This is a genomic window from Azospirillum sp. Sh1 (assembly GCF_008365135.1).
Classification (GTDB): Bacteria; Pseudomonadota; Alphaproteobacteria; order Azospirillales; family Azospirillaceae; genus Azospirillum; species Azospirillum oryzae.
The window spans coordinates 82,220-99,255 of record NZ_VTTK01000026.1 but is presented as its reverse complement, the minus strand read 5'-3'; the positions used below and the strand labels follow the sequence as shown (position 1 = coordinate 99,255).

At 68.1% G+C, this 17,036-nt stretch carries 19 protein-coding genes and 1 tRNA gene; 11 read left to right on the top strand and 9 right to left on the bottom strand.

Annotated elements, in window-relative coordinates:
* Positions 1-181: 181 nt before the first annotated feature.
* The 6 genes from nusB to bamE all read right to left on the bottom strand — a co-directional run bounded on the left by nusB (position 182) and on the right by bamE (position 4,786).
* Complete coding sequence (nusB, locus tag FZ029_RS22945) at positions 182-772, bottom strand: transcription antitermination factor NusB (RefSeq protein WP_109151537.1); 591 nt, start codon at positions 770-772, stop codon at positions 182-184.
* Positions 773-807: 35 nt separating this feature from the next.
* Complete coding sequence (gene ribH, locus FZ029_RS22940; protein ID WP_149272074.1) at positions 808-1,272, bottom strand: 6,7-dimethyl-8-ribityllumazine synthase; 465 nt, start codon at positions 1,270-1,272, stop codon at positions 808-810.
* Between the two features lie 22 nt (positions 1,273-1,294).
* On the bottom strand, positions 1,295-2,449 hold the full coding sequence (ribB, locus tag FZ029_RS22935; RefSeq protein ID WP_149272073.1) for a 3,4-dihydroxy-2-butanone-4-phosphate synthase: 1,155 nt from the start codon (positions 2,447-2,449) through the stop codon (positions 1,295-1,297).
* On the bottom strand, positions 2,446-3,033 hold the full coding sequence (locus tag FZ029_RS22930; protein WP_149272072.1) for a riboflavin synthase: 588 nt from the start codon (positions 3,031-3,033) through the stop codon (positions 2,446-2,448). Before FZ029_RS22930 ends, ribB begins: the two co-directional genes overlap by 4 nt.
* 77 nt (positions 3,034-3,110) lie before the next feature.
* On the bottom strand, positions 3,111-4,265 hold the full coding sequence (gene ribD, locus FZ029_RS22925) for a bifunctional diaminohydroxyphosphoribosylaminopyrimidine deaminase/5-amino-6-(5-phosphoribosylamino)uracil reductase RibD (protein ID WP_348771135.1): 1,155 nt from the start codon (positions 4,263-4,265) through the stop codon (positions 3,111-3,113).
* A 26-nt stretch (positions 4,266-4,291) separates the two neighbouring features.
* Complete coding sequence (bamE, locus tag FZ029_RS22920) at positions 4,292-4,786, bottom strand: outer membrane protein assembly factor BamE (protein WP_149197288.1); 495 nt, start codon at positions 4,784-4,786, stop codon at positions 4,292-4,294.
* A gap of 132 nt (positions 4,787-4,918) precedes the next feature.
* On the opposite strand from bamE, the gene FZ029_RS22915 reads away from it, so the two are divergent.
* The 8 genes from FZ029_RS22915 to FZ029_RS22880 all read left to right on the top strand — a co-directional run bounded on the left by FZ029_RS22915 (position 4,919) and on the right by FZ029_RS22880 (position 9,950).
* Complete coding sequence (locus FZ029_RS22915) at positions 4,919-5,500, top strand: ubiquinol-cytochrome C chaperone family protein (RefSeq protein ID WP_247892455.1); 582 nt, start codon at positions 4,919-4,921, stop codon at positions 5,498-5,500.
* Positions 5,501-5,644: 144 nt separating this feature from the next.
* Positions 5,645-6,232 (top strand): DUF177 domain-containing protein, encoded by a 588-nt coding sequence (locus FZ029_RS22910; RefSeq protein WP_149272070.1) that lies wholly within the window; start codon positions 5,645-5,647, stop codon positions 6,230-6,232.
* 190 nt (positions 6,233-6,422) lie between these two features.
* On the top strand, positions 6,423-6,611 hold the full coding sequence (gene rpmF / locus FZ029_RS22905) for a 50S ribosomal protein L32 (RefSeq protein ID WP_012973646.1): 189 nt from the start codon (positions 6,423-6,425) through the stop codon (positions 6,609-6,611).
* Between the two features lie 82 nt (positions 6,612-6,693).
* Entirely contained in the window at positions 6,694-7,746 is a 1,053-nt protein-coding gene (gene plsX, locus FZ029_RS22900) for a phosphate acyltransferase PlsX (protein WP_149197286.1), read from the top strand.
* Positions 7,747-7,749: 3 nt separating this feature from the next.
* Entirely contained in the window at positions 7,750-8,721 is a 972-nt protein-coding gene (locus FZ029_RS22895; protein ID WP_149272069.1) for a beta-ketoacyl-ACP synthase III, read from the top strand.
* Positions 8,722-8,878: 157 nt separating this feature from the next.
* Positions 8,879-9,211 (top strand): integration host factor subunit alpha, encoded by a 333-nt coding sequence (locus tag FZ029_RS22890; RefSeq protein ID WP_085088899.1) that lies wholly within the window; start codon positions 8,879-8,881, stop codon positions 9,209-9,211.
* A 103-nt stretch (positions 9,212-9,314) separates the two neighbouring features.
* Complete coding sequence (locus FZ029_RS22885; RefSeq protein WP_149272068.1) at positions 9,315-9,779, top strand: MerR family transcriptional regulator; 465 nt, start codon at positions 9,315-9,317, stop codon at positions 9,777-9,779.
* A 94-nt stretch (positions 9,780-9,873) separates the two neighbouring features.
* Positions 9,874-9,950, top strand: a tRNA-Pro gene (locus tag FZ029_RS22880).
* Between the two features lie 758 nt (positions 9,951-10,708).
* Here the strand turns inward: FZ029_RS22880 and FZ029_RS22875 are convergent.
* Positions 10,709-12,373 (bottom strand): methyl-accepting chemotaxis protein, encoded by a 1,665-nt coding sequence (locus FZ029_RS22875; protein ID WP_149272067.1) that lies wholly within the window; start codon positions 12,371-12,373, stop codon positions 10,709-10,711.
* Positions 12,374-12,681: 308 nt separating this feature from the next.
* Here FZ029_RS22875 and FZ029_RS22870 point away from each other — a divergent pair, with 308 nt between their 5' ends.
* The 3 genes from FZ029_RS22870 (at position 12,682) to FZ029_RS22860 (ending at position 14,459) form a co-directional block, all read left to right on the top strand.
* Entirely contained in the window at positions 12,682-13,101 is a 420-nt protein-coding gene (locus tag FZ029_RS22870; protein ID WP_012973667.1) for an organic hydroperoxide resistance protein, read from the top strand.
* 182 nt (positions 13,102-13,283) lie between these two features.
* Positions 13,284-13,739: a MarR family transcriptional regulator gene (locus tag FZ029_RS22865; RefSeq protein WP_149197282.1), complete on the top strand. Its 456-nt coding sequence runs from the start codon at positions 13,284-13,286 to the stop codon at positions 13,737-13,739.
* Positions 13,740-13,856: 117 nt separating this feature from the next.
* Positions 13,857-14,459, top strand: a complete 603-nt coding sequence (locus FZ029_RS22860) for an N-acetyltransferase (protein WP_149272066.1) — start codon at positions 13,857-13,859, stop codon at positions 14,457-14,459.
* Here the strand turns inward: FZ029_RS22860 and FZ029_RS22855 are convergent.
* Positions 14,450-15,442, bottom strand: a complete 993-nt coding sequence (locus FZ029_RS22855) for an alpha/beta hydrolase (protein ID WP_149272065.1) — start codon at positions 15,440-15,442, stop codon at positions 14,450-14,452. The genes FZ029_RS22860 and FZ029_RS22855 overlap by 10 nt on opposite strands.
* Before the next feature lie 125 nt (positions 15,443-15,567).
* Positions 15,568-16,812, bottom strand: a complete 1,245-nt coding sequence (serA, locus tag FZ029_RS22850) for a phosphoglycerate dehydrogenase (RefSeq protein WP_149272064.1) — start codon at positions 16,810-16,812, stop codon at positions 15,568-15,570.
* Positions 16,813-17,036 lie beyond the last annotated feature (224 nt).

Below are 17,036 nucleotides of genomic sequence, written 5' to 3'. Positions count from 1 at the left end.
CCGGGGGTTGGGGAGGGGGGGGCGGCGGCCCGACCCCGGGGGGGGGGGGGCCCCCCCCCCCCCCCGGGGGGAGGGGGGGGGGGGGGGGGGGATGCAAAGGGTGGATTCTTGTAACAGTCACGCGGTGCACCCCCCTCACCCTAACCCTCTCCCCGGGGGGGAGAGGGGACTTCTTACAGGATCACTCCTCGCCCGTACCGCGGCCGGGGTCGGGCTTGGCGAGGTCGTCGGCGCGGAGTGCGCGGGCGACGTGGTCGAGAACGCCGTTCACCATCGCCGGCTCGCGGCCGGAGAAGAAGGCGCGGGCGACGTCGACATACTCGCTGATGAGGATGCGCGGGTGGGTGTCCATATGGACCGCGATCTCATAGGCGCCGGCGCGCAGGATGGCGCGCAGCAGCAGTTCCAGCCGGTCGAGCGGGAAGCGCGGGTCGAGCGCGGCGCCCAGCACCCCGTCGACCTCGGCCCGGCGATGGACGACGCCGCGCACGATGTCGGCGAACAGCTGCGGATCGCCGGCGACGAACTTGTCGCCGTCGATCTCCTCGCCCAGCCGGTGGGCGACGAACTCGCCGACGACATTCTCGACCGGGGCCTGGGCCAGATCGATCTGGTACAGCGCCTGGGCCGCGGCCAGACGGGCGGCCTTGCGGCGCGCCTTGGCGGAGCCGCCGCCGGTCTTGTTCTTGCGGGACTTCGATTTGCCCTTGGAGTCGCCGCCCTTGGGGGCGTGATCGGGTGTCACGGGGCTGCCCGCGTCGTCGTTGCTCATGATCTGCAGTCGCTAAAAGAGAGGAGATGTCGGGGTCAGCGCGGATAGAGGCGGAATTTGCGCTTCAGGTCAATCATGTCAAGACAGGCCCGCGCGGCACGGCCGCCCATATTGACCGATCCGACATTGGCCCGCGCCCAGGCCTGCTCGCGGTTTTCCACCGTCAGGATGCCGTTTCCGACCGCCAGACTGTAACGCAGCGCCAGATCCTGCAAGCCGCGGGCGCTTTCGGCACAGATCGTGTCGTAGCGCGTCGTCTCGCCCCGGATCACGCAGCCGAGCGCGACATAGCCGTCGAAGCGCTTGCGGGCGGTGAAGAAATCCATGGAGCGGATGGCGTACATGATCGCCGCCGGAAGCTCCAGACAGCCGGGCACGCCATAGCGGATGTGCGTGGCGCCGGCGCGGTCCAGTTCCGCGACGGCGCCACGCGCCAGCTCGTCGGCGATGTCCTCGTGGACGCGGGCGTCCACGACCATGATGTGGGGCGTGTCGGTCATCCGGCGGCGACCAGTCCCTTCCTCAGTCGTCGCCCGGGCCGGCGGCGCCCGTTCCATCGGCGGTGGCGCCGACCGCGCGGTGGCCGACCACGGTCAGGCCATAGCCCTCCAGCCCGATGATCGGCTTCTTGCGGTTGGAAATCAGCACCATCTTGCGCACGCCCAGATCCAGAAGGATCTGCGCGCCGATGCCATAGTCGCGCAGTTCCGGCACGCTGCTGGCCTGACCTTCCAGCCGGGCCTTCAGCGTGACCGAGAGGCCGTTCGGGTTCGGCTCGCGCAGAAGCACGACGACGCCGCGGCCTTCCTTGGCGATCAGCTCCATCGAGGCGTGGAGTTCGTTGTCGCGGCCGGAATTGCGGTCGCCCAGCACGTCGTCCAGAACCGATTGGGCATGCATGCGGACCAGCACCGGCTCGTCGCCGGAGATGTCGCCGCGAACCAGCGCGATGTGCTCCGCATACTGGATCTTGTTGACGTAGACATAGGACTGGAACCGGCCGCCGTAACGGCTGTCCAGCGTGCCGGCCAGCACCTGCTCGACGATGGTCTCGGTGCGGCGGCGATAGGCGATCAGGTCGGCGATGGTGCCCACCTTCAGCCCGTGGAACTGGGCGAACTGCACCAGATCCGGCAGGCGGGCCATGCTGCCGTCGTCGTTCATGATCTCGCAGATCACCGCCGACGAGGAATGGCCGGACAGCCGGGCGATGTCGACCGACGCCTCCGTATGGCCGGCGCGGACCAGCACGCCGCCGTCACGCGCCAGCAGCGGGAAGATGTGGCCGGGGGTGGCGAGGTCCTGCGGGCCGGACGCCGGGTCGATGGCGACGGCGATGGTGCGGGCACGGTCGGCAGCCGAGATGCCGGTGGTCACCCCCTCGCGCGCCTCGATCGAGACGGTGAAGGCGGTCTGGTGGCGCGAGGCGTTCTGCTGCGCCATCAGCGGCAGGCGCAGCCGTTCGATGTTCGGCCGGTCCATGGTGAGGCAGATCAGGCCGCGCCCATGCTTGGCCATGAAGTTCACCGCTTCCGGCGTGGCGCAGGAGGCGGGGATCACCAGATCGCCCTCGTTCTCCCGGTCCTCGTCGTCGACCAGGATGAACATTCTGCCCTGACGCGCCTCTTCGATGATCTCTTCGGCCGTCGACAGGTACTTGTGAAACTCGGACGTCATTCCTGCCCCGCGAGCCGGGCGACATAGCGCGCCAGCATATCGATTTCGAGATTGACCGGATCGCCCTCCTTCAGCCCGCCGAAGGTGGTCGCGGTCTGGGTGTGGGGGATGATGTTGACGCCGAAGCGGTTGCCCTCGACCTCGTTGACGGTCAGGGACACGCCGTCGATGGCGATCGAACCCTTCGGCGCGATGTATTTGGCGAGGTTGGCCGGCGCCTCGAAGGTCAGGCGCAGCGATTCGCCTTCGGGGCGGATCGAGACCAGCCGGCCGACGCCGTCGACGTGGCCGGACACGATGTGCCCGCCCAACTCGTCGCCGACCTTCAGCGCGCGTTCCAGGTTGACGCGCGTGCCGGGCTCCCACCCGCCGAGCGTCGTCTTCGACAGGGTCTCCCCCGACGCCTGGATGACGTAGGTCCCCGGTCCCTTTTCGATGACCGTCAGACAGACGCCGTTGTGGGCGATGGACGCCCCGATCGCGATCGTCTCCGTGTCGAAGGCGGTCTCGATGGTGAACCGGGTGTCGCCCTGCCGCTCCACGGCCTGGACGCGCCCGACATCGGTGATGATTCCGGTGAACATGCGGGGAATTTAGCAGGTTTCGCGGCCAGGGGAAGCGCGCGCGACACCGCGGACGGCGCAACGGTCTGTTGCGTCGGCTAGACCGATGCTTTGGCGGGGATCCGGCGGTAGCTTTCGGCAAGATCGGCGCCGGCACTGCGGACGGCGGTGCGTTCGAAGCGCGCCATGGCGGCCAACGCCTCGACTCCGAAGCCGGCGACCGCCGGCAGCCCGTCGCCGCCGATCAGCGAGGCGGCGCGGAACCACTCCAGCCGGTCGACCAGCCCGGCGCCGAGCAGGGCGCCGGCGATGGACGCTCCGCCCTCCACCAGCACGCGGGTGATGCCGCGGGCGGCGAGGGCGGTCATCGCGGCTGCGGGATCGACGCGGCCGTCAGCGTCGGTGGCAACCGGGATCACCTCGACGCCGAGAGCGGTCAGCGCCTGGGTGCGGGCGGGATCGGCGGAAGGACCGGTGACGACCCAGGTCGGGATGCGGCCGGCGCTGGTGGCGAGCTTCGCCGTCGGCGGCAGGCGCAGGCTGCTGTCCACCACCACGCGCACCGGGCTGCGGTCTTCCAATCCGGGCAGGCGGCAGGTCAGTTCGGGATCGTCGGCCAGCGCGGTGCCGATGCCGACCAGGATGGCGTCGTGGCTGGCGCGCAGCCGGTGGCCCCAGGCGCGGGCGGTGGGGCCGGTGATCCACTGCGACTCGCCGGTGGCGGTGGCGATGCGGCCGTCCAGCGTGCTGGCGACCTTCAGCGTTACCAACGGGCGGCCCAGCGTGATGCGGTTGAAGAAGCCCTCGTTCAGGGCCAGCGCCTCGGCTTCGCAGACGCCGGTCGTGACCGCAATGCCGGCATCGCGCAGCCGGGCCAGGCCACCGCCGGCGACCCGCGGGTCGGGGTCCTGGCAGGCGACGACGACGCGCGCCACCTTCGCCTCGACCAGCGCCAGGGCGCAGGGCGGCGTCTTGCCATAGTGATTGCAGGGTTCCAGCGTGACGTAGGCGGTGGCGCCTTCCGCTCCCTCATGGGTCCCGCCGGAGAGGCTGCGGGCGCGGGCCAGCGCCTCCGTCTCGGCATGCGGCCGGCCGCCGGGCTGGGTCCAGCCGCGGCCGATCACGGCGCCGTCGCGGACCAGAACGCAGCCGACCGCCGGATTCGGCCAAGTCCGCCCCAGCCCGCGCGCGGCGAGCGACAGGGCGGCGCGCATGTGGCGCAGGTCGGTGTCTGTATCGGGGTGAACGGGCACGGATAGCCCGGCTGTCGGCTAGGCTATCAGCTGCCGGGGCCCTTGCCCTTGGTGTCCTTGGCGGAGAAGCGGCCGACGTTGCCCATCATCTGTTCCAGGAAGCCCATCTCGCGGCCGGCGGTCGGGGTGGTGCGTTCCACCAGATCGACATCCTGGCCAGCCGACTTGTCGAGCGTCTTGATCTCGCGCAGGACGCCGGTGTCGTCGAAATGGGCGACGACGACGCGGCGCTCCGTCACTTCCGGCTCGAAGAAGGCGGTCTTCTCTGTCTTCTGCCCGATATAGTACCAGACGTTCGGATCGAAGGTGCCGACCGAGGTCGGGGTGCCCAGCACCGCGGCGACGTCGTCGCGCCGGCTCTGGCCCGGCTGCAGCTCTGCCACCAGCTGCGGGTCCGTCAGGTTGCCGCGGGTGGCGACGATGGGCGAGCAGCCGGTGGCGGCGAGGCCGGCGAGCAGGACGCTGCCCAGCAGGGCGGTGCGAATGACGGTGCGGGGGGCGGAAAAGTTCGATCTGGTCATGGTGCTCGGGCTATGATGGAGCCGGCGGGGCAGTGAGGCCGTCCACGGCTGTGGACAGTCTCCGTGCGGGACAATCGCACCGGCTGCTTCGCCCTGTCAACGAGACTCCGAGTCGGGGAAGGGCTGCCGTTCGTGTCAGGAAGCTTTATCGGCCGTCTGCTGGCCCCTTTGATGTCCGGGATCGGCGGCGGCGCGCGTGCCCGCAACGCCACGGCGGTGGGCGGTCTGTTCACCGCCATCGTCGGCCGGGCCCGCGAGCCGGCCTTCTACAGTGCGCTCGCCGTGCCCGATACGCTCGACGGGCGGTTCGAGATGGTGGCGCTGCATCTGCTGCTGGTGATGCGCCGGCTGAAGGGCCAGGGTGCGGAGGCGGGCAAACTGTCGCAGCGCCTCTACGAGACGATGGTCGACGATTTCGAGAAGTCGCTGCTGGAGATGGGGGTCGGCGACAGCGGCATCGCCCGGCGCGTCAAGACGATGGCGCGCGGCATGGCCGGGCGAATCCGCGCCTATGACGAGGCGCTGGCCGACTCCGACGACGGCAGGCTGGAGGTGGCGCTGGACAACAACCTCTACGGCACGGTGGACCCGGTGCCGGACGGGGTGCTGGTGGCCATGGCCGCCTATGTCCGCGCCTGCGCCGCGGCGCTCGACGCCCAGCCGCTGGAGTCGCTGATGCAGGGGGAGGTCCGCTTCGCCCCGGTGCCGGCGTGAGGCTCACACTATATATGAAGGGCGCTGTGGGCCTTCCGATGCTTGAGGGCTTGCCTTTCCGGTGCGGCGGCTGCATGTGACTTGAGTGATGCCGGTCGCCCGTCGCGCCGGCCGTTCCGGTTTTCGATCAGAGAGTCTTTCGCCATGAGTCCTGCCAACGGTGCCCTGCCGGCCCCGGAATTCTCGCGCATCGTCCCTGCCGACGCTGTGCGCCGCGCCGACGTGATCGAGACCATCGAAGCGACGGAGACGGAGCGCAAGGCGCTGGCCGAACGGCTGGAGCTGGAGGCGATCGGCAGCCTGACCGCCACGGTGAAACTGCGCGCGGTGCGCGGCGGCCAGATGATCCGCGTCTCCGGCCGGTTGGAGGCCGACGTGGTCCAGACCTGCGTCGTCACGCTGGAGCCGGTGCCCGCCCATGTCAGCGAGAGCTTCGATGCGCTGTTCGCCCCGCCGTCGATGATCGAGGACCAGGGGCTGGAGATCGATTTCGACCCGTCCCTGTCGGACGAGGACATTCCCGAGCCGATGGAGAGCAACCGAATCGACATCGGCGAACTGACGGCGCAGCACCTGTCGCTCGGTCTCGACCCCTATCCTCATGCCGAGGGCGTGGAATTCGAGGACTATCGCGAGCATGAGGGCGAGGACCCGGCGGAGGAAGAGGTGGCGGAAGAGCCTGAAAAGCCCAATCCCTTCGCCGTTCTGCAACAGTTGAAGTCGCGGGACTGATCGGACTGTTGCTTTCCCCGCCGCGCCTTGTATAAGGGCCGGCATTTCCACCCCCACCAATGAGCGGCGCGGGGTTGCGAAATGGGGGTTGTTCGGGCTTGCCCTTTGGGGGCATTTGCCTTATTGAATGCCGCTCGCGCTGGGCGGCCCCTGTTCGGGCCGCCCTTTCCAATGAAGAGAGTTTACGGTCATGGCTGTTCCGAAGAAGAAGACCTCCAAGTCGCGGCGCAACATGCGGCGTTCGCACCACGCTCTGCCGACCTCGGCGTACAACGAGTGCCCGAACTGCGGCGAGCTGAAGCGTCCGCACCACGTCTGCGGGTCTTGCGGCCATTACGACCAGCGTGAAGTGGTTCAGAGCGGCACCGCGGCCGCTTGATCCGGATCGCGTTGTCTGAGGTCCCGATGACCGGGGGCGCTGGTCGCCCCTGCCGGGGTCCAAGCCGGGGAGCCTGTTCGCGGTGAGCCAGCGCCTGACCATCGCCCTGGATGCCATGGGTGGCGATCTCGGCCCCGACATGGTCGTTGCCGGGGCGGACATCGCGCGGGAGCGCCATCCCGACGTGCGCTTTCTGCTGTACGGCGACCAGCAGCGGCTCGAACCGCTGCTGAGCCAGCGGCCTGCGTTGAAGGCAGTGGCGGAAATCCGCCACACCGCCGACTTCGTGGCCGGTGACGCCAAACCGGCAGTGGCGTTGCGCGCCGGTCGCCAGTCCAGCATGAGGCTTGCCATCGACGCCGTCGCGGCGGGCGAGGCTGCCTGCGTGGTGTCGGCCGGCAACACCGGCGCCCTGATGGCGATGGCGAAGTTCGTGCTGAAGACGCTGCCGGGCATCGACCGGCCGGCGATGGCCTCCTTCTTCCCGACGCAGCGGGGCGAGAGCGTGATGCTGGACCTCGGCGCCAACGCCGAATGCCAGCCGGAAAATCTCGTCCAGTTCGCCGTGATGGGGGCCGTCTTCGCGCGCGCCATCCTGGGCCTTCCGGAGCCGTCGATCGGTGTGCTGAACATCGGGTCGGAGGACATGAAGGGCAACGAGGTGGTGCGTGCCGCGGCGGCCAGCCTGCGCGACATGCCGCTGCCCGGCCGCTTCCATGGTTTCGTCGAAGGCACGGACATCGGGCTGGGAACGGTCGACGTCATCGTCACCGACGGCTTCACCGGCAATGTCGCGCTGAAGACGGCGGAGGGCACGGCCAAGCTGTTCTCCGAGTTCCTGCGCCGGACCTTCGCGACGTCGTTCCTGGCACGGATCGGCTATCTGCTGGCACGCGGCGCCTTCAAGCGCTTCCGCGAGCGGATCGACCCGCGCCGCTACAACGGCGCGATGTTCCTGGGCCTGCGCGGCGTCTGCGTGAAGAGCCATGGCGGCACCGACGCGGTCGGCTTCGCCAATGCCGTCGCGGTCGCCGTCAATCTGGCGACGCATGGCTTCAACGAACGCATCAAGGAAGAGATGGGGCGCATAGCCGACGCGAACCCTCTTCCCGACACGAAGGCGGCGGCGGGCTGAACAATGGTCATGCGTTCCCGAGTTCTGGGTTGCGGTATCTTCCTGCCGTCCAACGTCGTCACCAACAAGGATTTGGAACAGCGGGTCGACACGTCGGACGAATGGATCGTCCAGCGCACCGGCATCAAGTCCCGTCACATCGCCGCGGAGGGGGAGAAGACCTCCGACCTCGCCATCGCCGCGGCGATCCGCGCGCTGGAGCATGCCGGCGTGCCGGCCGCCAGCATCGACTGCATCATCCTGGCCACCACCACGCCCGACAACACCTTCCCGGCCACGGCGACCAAGGTGCAGGCGGCGCTGGGGACCAAGGGCTTCGCCATGGACATCCAGGCGGTGTGCGCCGGATTCGTCTATGCCATGTCGGTGGCCGACAATTTCCTGCGCAACGGTCAGGCGCGCCGCGCCCTGGTGATCGGGGCGGAAACCTTCTCCCGCCTTCTCGACTGGAACGACCGCACCACCTGCGTGCTGTTCGGCGACGGTGCCGGTGCCATCGTTCTGGACGCCTATGAAGGCAAGGGCGATTCGTCCGACCGCGGCGTGCTGTCCACCCACCTGCATTCCGACGGCAGCCAATACGACCTGCTCTATGTCGACGGCGGCGCATCGTCGACCGGCACCATCGGCCATGTCCGCATGCACGGGCAGGAAATCTTCCGCCACGCCGTGTCCAAGCTGTCGGCGGTGGTGGAGGAGGCTCTGGTCGCCAACGGCCTCGAGTCGACCGACATCGACTGGATGGTGCCGCACCAGGCGAACCGCCGCATCATCGACGGGCTGGCCCGCAAGATGAAGCTGTCGCCGGAGAAGGTGGTGCTGACGGTTGACCGCCACGGCAACACCTCGGCCGCGTCGATCCCGCTGGCGCTGGGCGAGGCGGTGGCCGACGGCCGCATCAAGCGCGGCGACCTGATCCTGATGGAAGCCATCGGCGGCGGCCTGACCTGGGGGTCGGCGCTGATCCGCTGGTAAGCCGCCGGCGTCCCTTTCCAGTCCCCCCGTTGCCATGCTGCGCTGCAACCCCGGCCGGACTTCGGCCGGGCCGTTTGCGGCTGCCAAGCTTTTGAATTGACGGACCTTCTTCCCCCGGATTACCGTCTTCGCAATGGTTGCGGGGGGAGGTCGAACAATGTCGCAAAACACCGTCACGCGCGCGCAATTGAGCGAAGCCGTCTATCAGGAGGTCGGTCTTTCGCGCAATGAATCGGCCGATCTGGTCGAAACCGTCCTGGACGAGATTTCCGATGCGCTCGCCCGGGGGGAGATGGTGAAGATCTCGTCCTTCGGCAGCTTTCAGGTCCGCCAGAAGGGCGAGCGAATCGGCCGCAATCCCAAGACCGGGGAAGAGGTGCCGATCCTGCCGCGCCGGGTCCTGGTCTTCCGCGCCAGCCATGTGCTGAAGAACCGCATCAACGAGGTTCAGGAGGGTGGGGCGCCGACGCCCGCGCGGGCGCTGTCCTGACGCCGGCCGTTTCCGATGATTCGGATGCCCCGTCCATCGCCGTGCCGTGCCGTTCCGCGGACCGCCGCCTTCGGTCATCGCCGGAAGGCGGCCTGATCCGGTCATGAAATCCGCCACGGCCTATCGCACCATCAGCGAGGTGTCGACCGATCTCAACGTGCCTCAGCATGTGCTGCGGTTCTGGGAGACGAAGTTTCCCCAGATCCGCCCGCTGAAGCGCGGCGGCGGCCGACGCTATTACCGGCCGGAGGATGTCGAGCTTCTGCGGCGCATCCAGGCGCTGCTGTATGAGGACCGCTACACCATCAAGGGCGTTCAGCGCCTGTTGAAGGAAGGGCGGATGTCCGATCCGACGCCGCCGCTGCCCGAAGACACGGACGACGGCAACGAGGCGCCGGATGTCGAAGCTTTCACCGTTGACGAATCCGATGACGGCGGCGAGGCCAGCGCCGACCAGCCGCCCCTGTCCGACGCGGTGCGTCACGAGATCACCATGGTGTTGGACGAGCTGAAATCGCTGCGATCGGTGCTCTCCCGCCTGTCCGAAATGGGGAGCAAAAAAAGCTGAAAAATCATCACGGGAGATGTTGCATCGGCAAAAGCCCGCGGCTATAGTCCCGTTCCCTTCCGGAGCCAAGCCGCAAGCACTGCGGTGAAGTTGACGGAGCGTAGCGCAGCCTGGTAGCGCATCAGACTGGGGGTCTGGGGGTCGCAGGTTCAAATCCTGTCGCTCCGACCAGTTCCGGAAGGACCGGAAAAGCCTTGGAACCCAACGGTTCCAAGGCTTTTTCTTTGCCCGCGTCCGGGGTTGCTTTCGGCGCTGCTGCCCTGTCCGTTTGCGACTCTTGTTTGCGACTTGGTGACGCCGCCGCGTGGGCGAAGTCCTTCATCGGGATCGCCTCCACCGCGTTGCGCGCCGCTTCAGTGCGGCACGGGCAACCAGCCGAGATCACGGCATTCCGGACAGCCGCCACCGTCGCAGGATGGGCAGACGATCCAATCCTCGTTGCGCCATCGGGCAACGACCTCGCCGTCGCATCGGCCGGCAGAAGTTCGCGTCCTGCATCCGTCCGTGATTGCCTCCAACCCAAGGTACGGCGTTCCGCATTCCAGGCAGATCGCCACGGGCTGGGGCTTCTGAGACATCCCGATCCTGCTGGTCCTGAGCATGTCGAATAGCCGGCATTCCACTGTGTCTTCGAGCAGCCAGCATCGCCCTCCGAGCGTGCGCCGGCAGTGATGACCGTCACATTTTGAGTACGAACGAAATCGCCGATGTACGGCTCCGGGCCTCTGCCCGTCATCGACGCATGGGTGCGCGACGGCTGCTCCTTCGCGGAGACGGGGGTCAAGGGCCGGGAATGGGCCTTCGCGACTGCCGACGCCACCGGAAAGTTGGCCCGGACATCGGGCAGCCCGGCCAAGCATCTGCGCACGCGGCGCCGTCATGCTCGCCCCCTCACGCGCCGGTTCCTGGGTGCGAGAGAGCGGGGCCAGTCAGGCGGCGCGAATGCCGCTCAGGAAGGTCTCCACTTCCAGGCGCAGCAGTTCCGACTGGCGCGAGAGCTCGCCCGAGGCGCCCAGCACCTGGCTGGCCGCGGCGCCGGTCTGGGCGGCCGCCTCGCTGACGCCGCCGATGTTGGCGCTGACCGACGCGGTGCCGCTGGAGGCCTCCTGAACGTTGCGGGCGATCTCGGCCGTTGCCGCTCCCTGCTCCTCGATGGCGGAGGCGATGGAGGTGGCGACCTCGCTGATCGTCGCGATGGTCCGGCTGATGCCGCCGATCGCCTGGGCCGCGCCGTTGGTGGCGCCCTGCATCGAGGCGATCTGGGTGCCAATGTCCTCCGTCGCCTTGGCCGTCTGGTTGGCGAGGCTCTTCACCTCCGACGCCACCACGGCGAAGCCCTTGCCCGCTTCTCCTGCCCGTGCCGCCTCGATGGTGGCGTTCAGCGCCAGCAGGTTGGTCTGGGTGGCGATGCCGTTGATCATCTGCACGATCTCGCCGATGCGCTGCGCCTGCTCGACCAGCCCCTGGACCTGGGCATTGGTCTGCTGCGCTTCGCTCACCGCCTGATCGGCGATGGCGGTGGAGCGCGACACCTGCCCGCTGATCTCGGTGATGGAGGCGGTCAGCTCCTCCGTCGCCACCGCGACGGCCTGGACGTTGGACGAGGCCTCGACCGCCGTTTGGGCCGCCGCCGTTGCACGCGCATTGGTTTGGTCGGCGATGCCCGACATGCTGTGCGCCGTCTGGCTCAGTTCGGTGGCGGCGGACGACAGCGTGTGCAAGATGCCGCTGACGGTCGCTTCGAAATGGCGGACCAGACGCTCCACCTCGGCCGTGCGCCGTTCCTTGGCGGTGCGGTCGGCCGCCTGCTCGGCCTCCAGCCGGTCGGCGGTCTGCAGCGCGTCGCGGAAGGTGACGACTGCGGTGGCCATGGCGCCGACCTCGTCACCGCGCGCCGCATCCGTCAGGTCGACGCCGTGATGCTTGCGGGCAAGGCGTCCCATGCTCGCGGTCAGGCGGGCCAGCGGTTCCACGACGCTGCGGCGGGCAATCAGCAGGGAGAGCAGGGCGCCGGCGAGAATGCCGATAAGCCCAACCGCCGCCACGGTGACCTTCACGAAGCTCTCGGTCTCCTCCACCGCTTCGGTGAGTTGGGCGATCCGCTTCGTCCCAGTGTCGATGATCGGATCGGTCAGGGCCGAGGCCGCGCGCTCGCCGTTGCGCACATCGCTGCGGAACAGGGCGGCTGCGGCGTCGCGCTGCCCCGCGAGGGCGAGGTCCTGCGTCTTGGCCAGAGCCTCCATCACCTTGACCTGCAGCGGGCCGATTTGTCCGGCGGCCGGATTGCCCGACGCGGCGAGAAGCCGGTCGAGCCGGCGGTTGGTGTCCGCCATGTCTTCGATGCGGTCGCCGAACCGCTCGCTGATCTTCGCCTGCGTCGCAGCGTCCTCGGAAATAAGGTTCAAGGCGTCACGCTGCAGGGACCTACTGATCGACCGCAGTTCCGATGCGGTCAGGACCATCCGATCCGTCCGGATCAGGGCTTGGTTGGCGGCGGCGATGCGGTTCAACCCCCATACCGAGGTGCCGCCGATGGCGGCCGACACAATGGACAGGACCAGGACCGGCAGCAGGATTTTGCTGGATAGTTTCATGGCACTCTCATGGGGCGGAATGAGCGGCCGGAAGGTCACGACGCCGACACAAGCTAGGCATTAACCGTGGCGTCGTTAACAAATGGCAATACTCAGGTATGCGGGCTAACCCGCATCCAGCATGGGTGATCCGGCTCCAGGGCAGCGCCATGCGCCACACACATTGCACACAATCTGATTGCGCACGATAAAATAGATTGCGTGCAGTTCAATTGTGCACAATAGTTCTTCTCACGAGATCGACGGGCGCCGGTTCAAACCGCCGCCCCGGAAACCCAGCCAATCCAATCTGTGAAGGAGCACACGCCATGAAGACCCTGTATTCGACCAAGGTGACCGCCACCGGTGGCCGTGACGGCAAGGCCGTCAGCGAAGATGGCCTGCTGTCGGTCGCGCTGGCCGCGCCGAAGGAACTGGGTGGCCAAGGCGGCGCCACCAATCCGGAACAACTGTTCGCCGCCGGCTATTCGGCCTGCTTCATCGGCGCCATCAAGTTCGTCGGCAACCGCGACAAGATCGCCGTTCCGGCCGACCTGACGGTGAACGCCACGGTCGGCATCGGCGCCCGCGACGATGGTGAGGGCTTCGGCCTGACCGTCGACTTCGTGGTCTCGCTGCCGGGCATGGACAAGGCCGCCGCCGAGGACCTGCTGGCCCGTGCCCACAAGGTCTGCCCGTACAGCCACGCCACCAAGGGCAACATCCCGGTCACCACGACCGTCGCCTGACGGTGGAGTTGAAGGCCGGATCTTGAGGGTATCGCCTGAGGCGAAAAGCCTTCGGCATTGCGCTGCCGGGCTGTTGCGCGCGATTGTGCGGGATGCACAATCGATCGACGCGCGGCATCCCGGCGGCGCGCCATCTTTTCCACGCCGCCTTCTCCGCGCCGTCTTTCCAAGGTTCACGCATCATGGCAGCCGACAAGGACGACCCGCTTCTGCTCTCCAACCAAGCGTGCTTCGCGCTCTATTCGGCCAATCTGGCGATGAGCCGCGTCTACCGCCCGATGCTGGAGCAGCTTGGCCTGACCTATCCGCAGTATCTGATCATGCTGCTGCTGTGGGAGCAGGACGGACAGTCGATGAAGCTTCTGGGCGAGCGGCTGGGGCTGGACAGCGGCACGCTGACCCCGCTGCTGAAGCGGATGGAAGGGCAGGGGCTTCTCACCCGCGCCCGCGATCCGCAGGACGAACGGCTGATGCGCATCGGCCTGACCGCCGAGGGTGCGGCTCTGCGGGCCAAGGCCGAATGCCTGCCGACGCGGATTGCCGCCGCCGCCGGCAATTCGGCCGAGGAACTGATGTCGCTCCGCGATGCGCTGCTGCGGCTGCGCGACGACCTGAACCGGGCCGCCGATCAGGGTTGATCGGGTTGGGGCTGAGCGGATTGGGGCCGAGCGGGCCGGTTCGCACGAAAGGGGCTGGAAATCCGCGGCGGGAGGGCCTCTTCTATTCGGCCGCTCTCCTGATCGAAGGTTCCCGCCGTGAGCCCTGCATTGACCGACGACCGTCTCCGCATCCGCCCGGCCGATGCCGACGACGCACCGGAGCTGGCTCGGCTGATCGACATTGCCGGGGGCGGGGTCTATGAATTTCTGCTCGACGGGCTGATGCCGGGAATGACCGCGGCGGAGATGCTGGTTCCGGGATTGGCCGGGCGCAGCGGGTCGCTGTCGCACCGGCAAAGCGGAGTGGCGGAACTGGACGGGCAGGTGGTCGGCGTCGCCCACGGCTACCCCACCGACTGGATCCGGACGGAGGATTACAGCGGCCTGCCGCCCGACCGGGTCGCCCATATGGCCGAATTTTCCGAAACGCTGGATTGGGGCAGCTATTTCCTGTCGGCGCTGGCGGTCGATCCGGACCGGCGGCGGCAGGGCATCGCCGGGCGGCTGCTCGGCTGGTTCTACGAGCGGGCGCGGACCGGTGGCTTCGACCGCGTCACCCTGCATGTCTGGGCCGACAACGAGCCGGCCCGCCACCTGTACGCCGGCGAGGGATTCGAGGAGATCGGCCGCGCCGACATCCCCTGGCACCCCCGCCTGCCGCACCAGGGCGGCAGCGTCCTGATGCGGCGCTATCTGTGAACGGAGACTTGCGGCGCCGCCTTTTCGGCTGACAACTCGTCGATCCGGCGCACCACCAGATCCGGATCGGCGTAATGCACCATGTGGCCGGAGTCCGGCACCCAATGCAGGGTGCTGTCGGACAGGACATGGTGAAGCCGGCCGCTCTGTTCCTCCTGCTCAACGACGCGGTCGCCATGACCGGCGAAGATCGCCACCGGGACCGTCACCTCGGCATAGCGGTGCTGCATCCGTTCGGCGGCGGGCACCATGGTGACGCCGTCCTGGGCGTTGGCGCGCAGCTGGCTCGGCCGGATCGTCAAAGCGGCGGGGAAGCTGTCCGTCAGGTGGTCCGGCACCGGCCGCGGCGAGAACAGCGTCTTCAGCATCGCCGGCATCATCGCCTTGGCGAACGGCGGCGACAGCGTATAACGCAGCAGGTCGCCCAGCACCGGCATCGCCACCGGCGCCACCAGAGCCGCGTCCACCCGCCTGGTCGGGAAGTAGTAGCCGGCCATCAGCACCAGACCCTTCACCGCCCGGCGATGGTCCAGCGCCAGGGCCAGGGCGACGAGCGTGGCGTAGGAGTGGCCGACCACCACGGCGTTCTCGATGTTCAGCGCGTCGAAGGCGCGGGCGAGCAGGTCGGCCTGATCCTCCGGCGTCCAGTCGCGGCCATGGGAGCGGTTTTTGGGGCGGTCGCTGTGACCCATGCCGGGACGGTCGAAGGCGATCACCCGGTGATTCCGCGCCAGCCGCTGGAACAGGCCGCTCGCCAGCGAATCGCCGAGGGCGGAGACGTTGCCGTGCAGCAGCACGACCGGCGGGCCTTCGCCGGCCTCCATGTAATGCAGGCGGACGCCGTCGACGGTCAGGAAACGGCCTTCCGGCGGATAGCGGCGCTCGGCCGCCCGCGCGGCCAGCGTGTTGGCGACGGCCAGCCCGCCTAGCGCCAGCGCGGTGATGCCCAGGGTCTTGAGCATGGTGGAGTGGCGGTTGGTCATGGCGGTCGTCCTCTCGGGCTGGTGCTGCGGCGCAGCATCATGAGTGGACAACCGGGCGGCGGGGGAAGGGTTCCCAAGGGGGGACGGTTGCGTCTCCCTCGGGCACTCCCCCTCCCCCTATTCGGTCAGCGCTGCGACGGGAACAGGAAGCGCGCCTTCAGGGTGCCTTCGATGGCGCGCAGGTCGTTGGTGACCTCCAGCTCGTCGACGTCGCCGTTGACGTCCACCACCACATAGCCCAGCTCCGGATCGGTCTGGAGATACTGGGCGGCGATGTTCAGGTCGCGGCCGGAGAACACCTCGTTCACCTTGCGCAGGATGCCCGGACGGTTCTCGTGGACATGCAGGAAGCGGGTGCAGCCGGCCTGCACCGGCAGCGCCACCTGCGGGAAGTTGACCGCGCCGACGGTGGAGCCGTTGTCCGAATACTCGATCAGCTTCTGCGCCACCTCGGTGCCGATGTTGGCCTGGGCCTCCATCGTCGAACCGCCGATGTGCGGGGTCAGGATGGCGGTCTTGATGCCGCGCAGCGCGCTCTGGAACTCGTCCTTGTCCGAACCGGGCTCGACCGGGAAGACGTCGATGGCGGCGCCCAGGACGTGGCCGGAGTTCATCGCGGCGGCCAGCGCCTCGATGTCCACCACCTGCCCGCGGGCGGCGTTGATCAGGTGGCTGCCCTTCTTCATGGCGGCCAGTTCACGCTCGCCGATCATGTTCCGGGTCTGCGCGGTGTCCGGCACATGCAGGGTCACCACGTCGGACACCGACAGCAGCTCCTCCAGCGAGTCGCAGGCGCGCGCGTTGCCGAGCGCCAGCTTGCGCACGGTGTCGTAGAAGCGGACCTGCATGCCCATGGCTTCCGCCAGGATCGACACCTGGGTGCCGATGTGGCCGTAGCCGACGATGCCCAGCGTCTTGCCGCGGATCTCGTAAGAGTCCTTGGCCGACTTCATCCAGCCGCCGCCATGGACCAGCTGCGACTTCTCGAAGATGCCGCGCATCAGCATGATGATCTCGCCGATCACCAGTTCCGCCACCGACCGGGTGTTGGAATAGGGGGCGTTGAACACCGGCACGCCCTGGCGGCGCGCCGCCTTCAGGTCGACCTGGTTGGTGCCGATGCAGAAGCAGCCGACGGTGATCAGCTTGTTCGCCGCTTCCAGCACCTTGGCGGTCAGGTGGGTGCGCGAGCGGATGCCCAGGATGTGGACCGAACCGATGCGCTCCAGCAGTTCCGCCTCGTCCAGCGCGCGCGGCAGCCGCTCGACGGAGGCATAGCCGCCGCGGGCCAGCTCGTCGATGGCGTTGTCGTGGACACCTTCCAGAAGGAGGATGTTGATCTTGTCCTTGGAGAGCGAGAGCTTGGTCACGGCCGGCATCCGTATCTGGGCATCGGAACTGTTCCGCATGGCCCGCCCACCGGGTTACGGCGCGCACGGGCCTTCGGAAAAGCGAGCGCGCAAAGTAATACCAAAGCCATCCCTTGTCACCTGAGGGATGTTGCGCCGCGGCGTCCGTTTCCGCATGCCGGATTGGCGCGGAGCGCGGGTTGGGTGTATCAGTCTGACCGCTCTTCAAACCGAGCAAGCCTGCC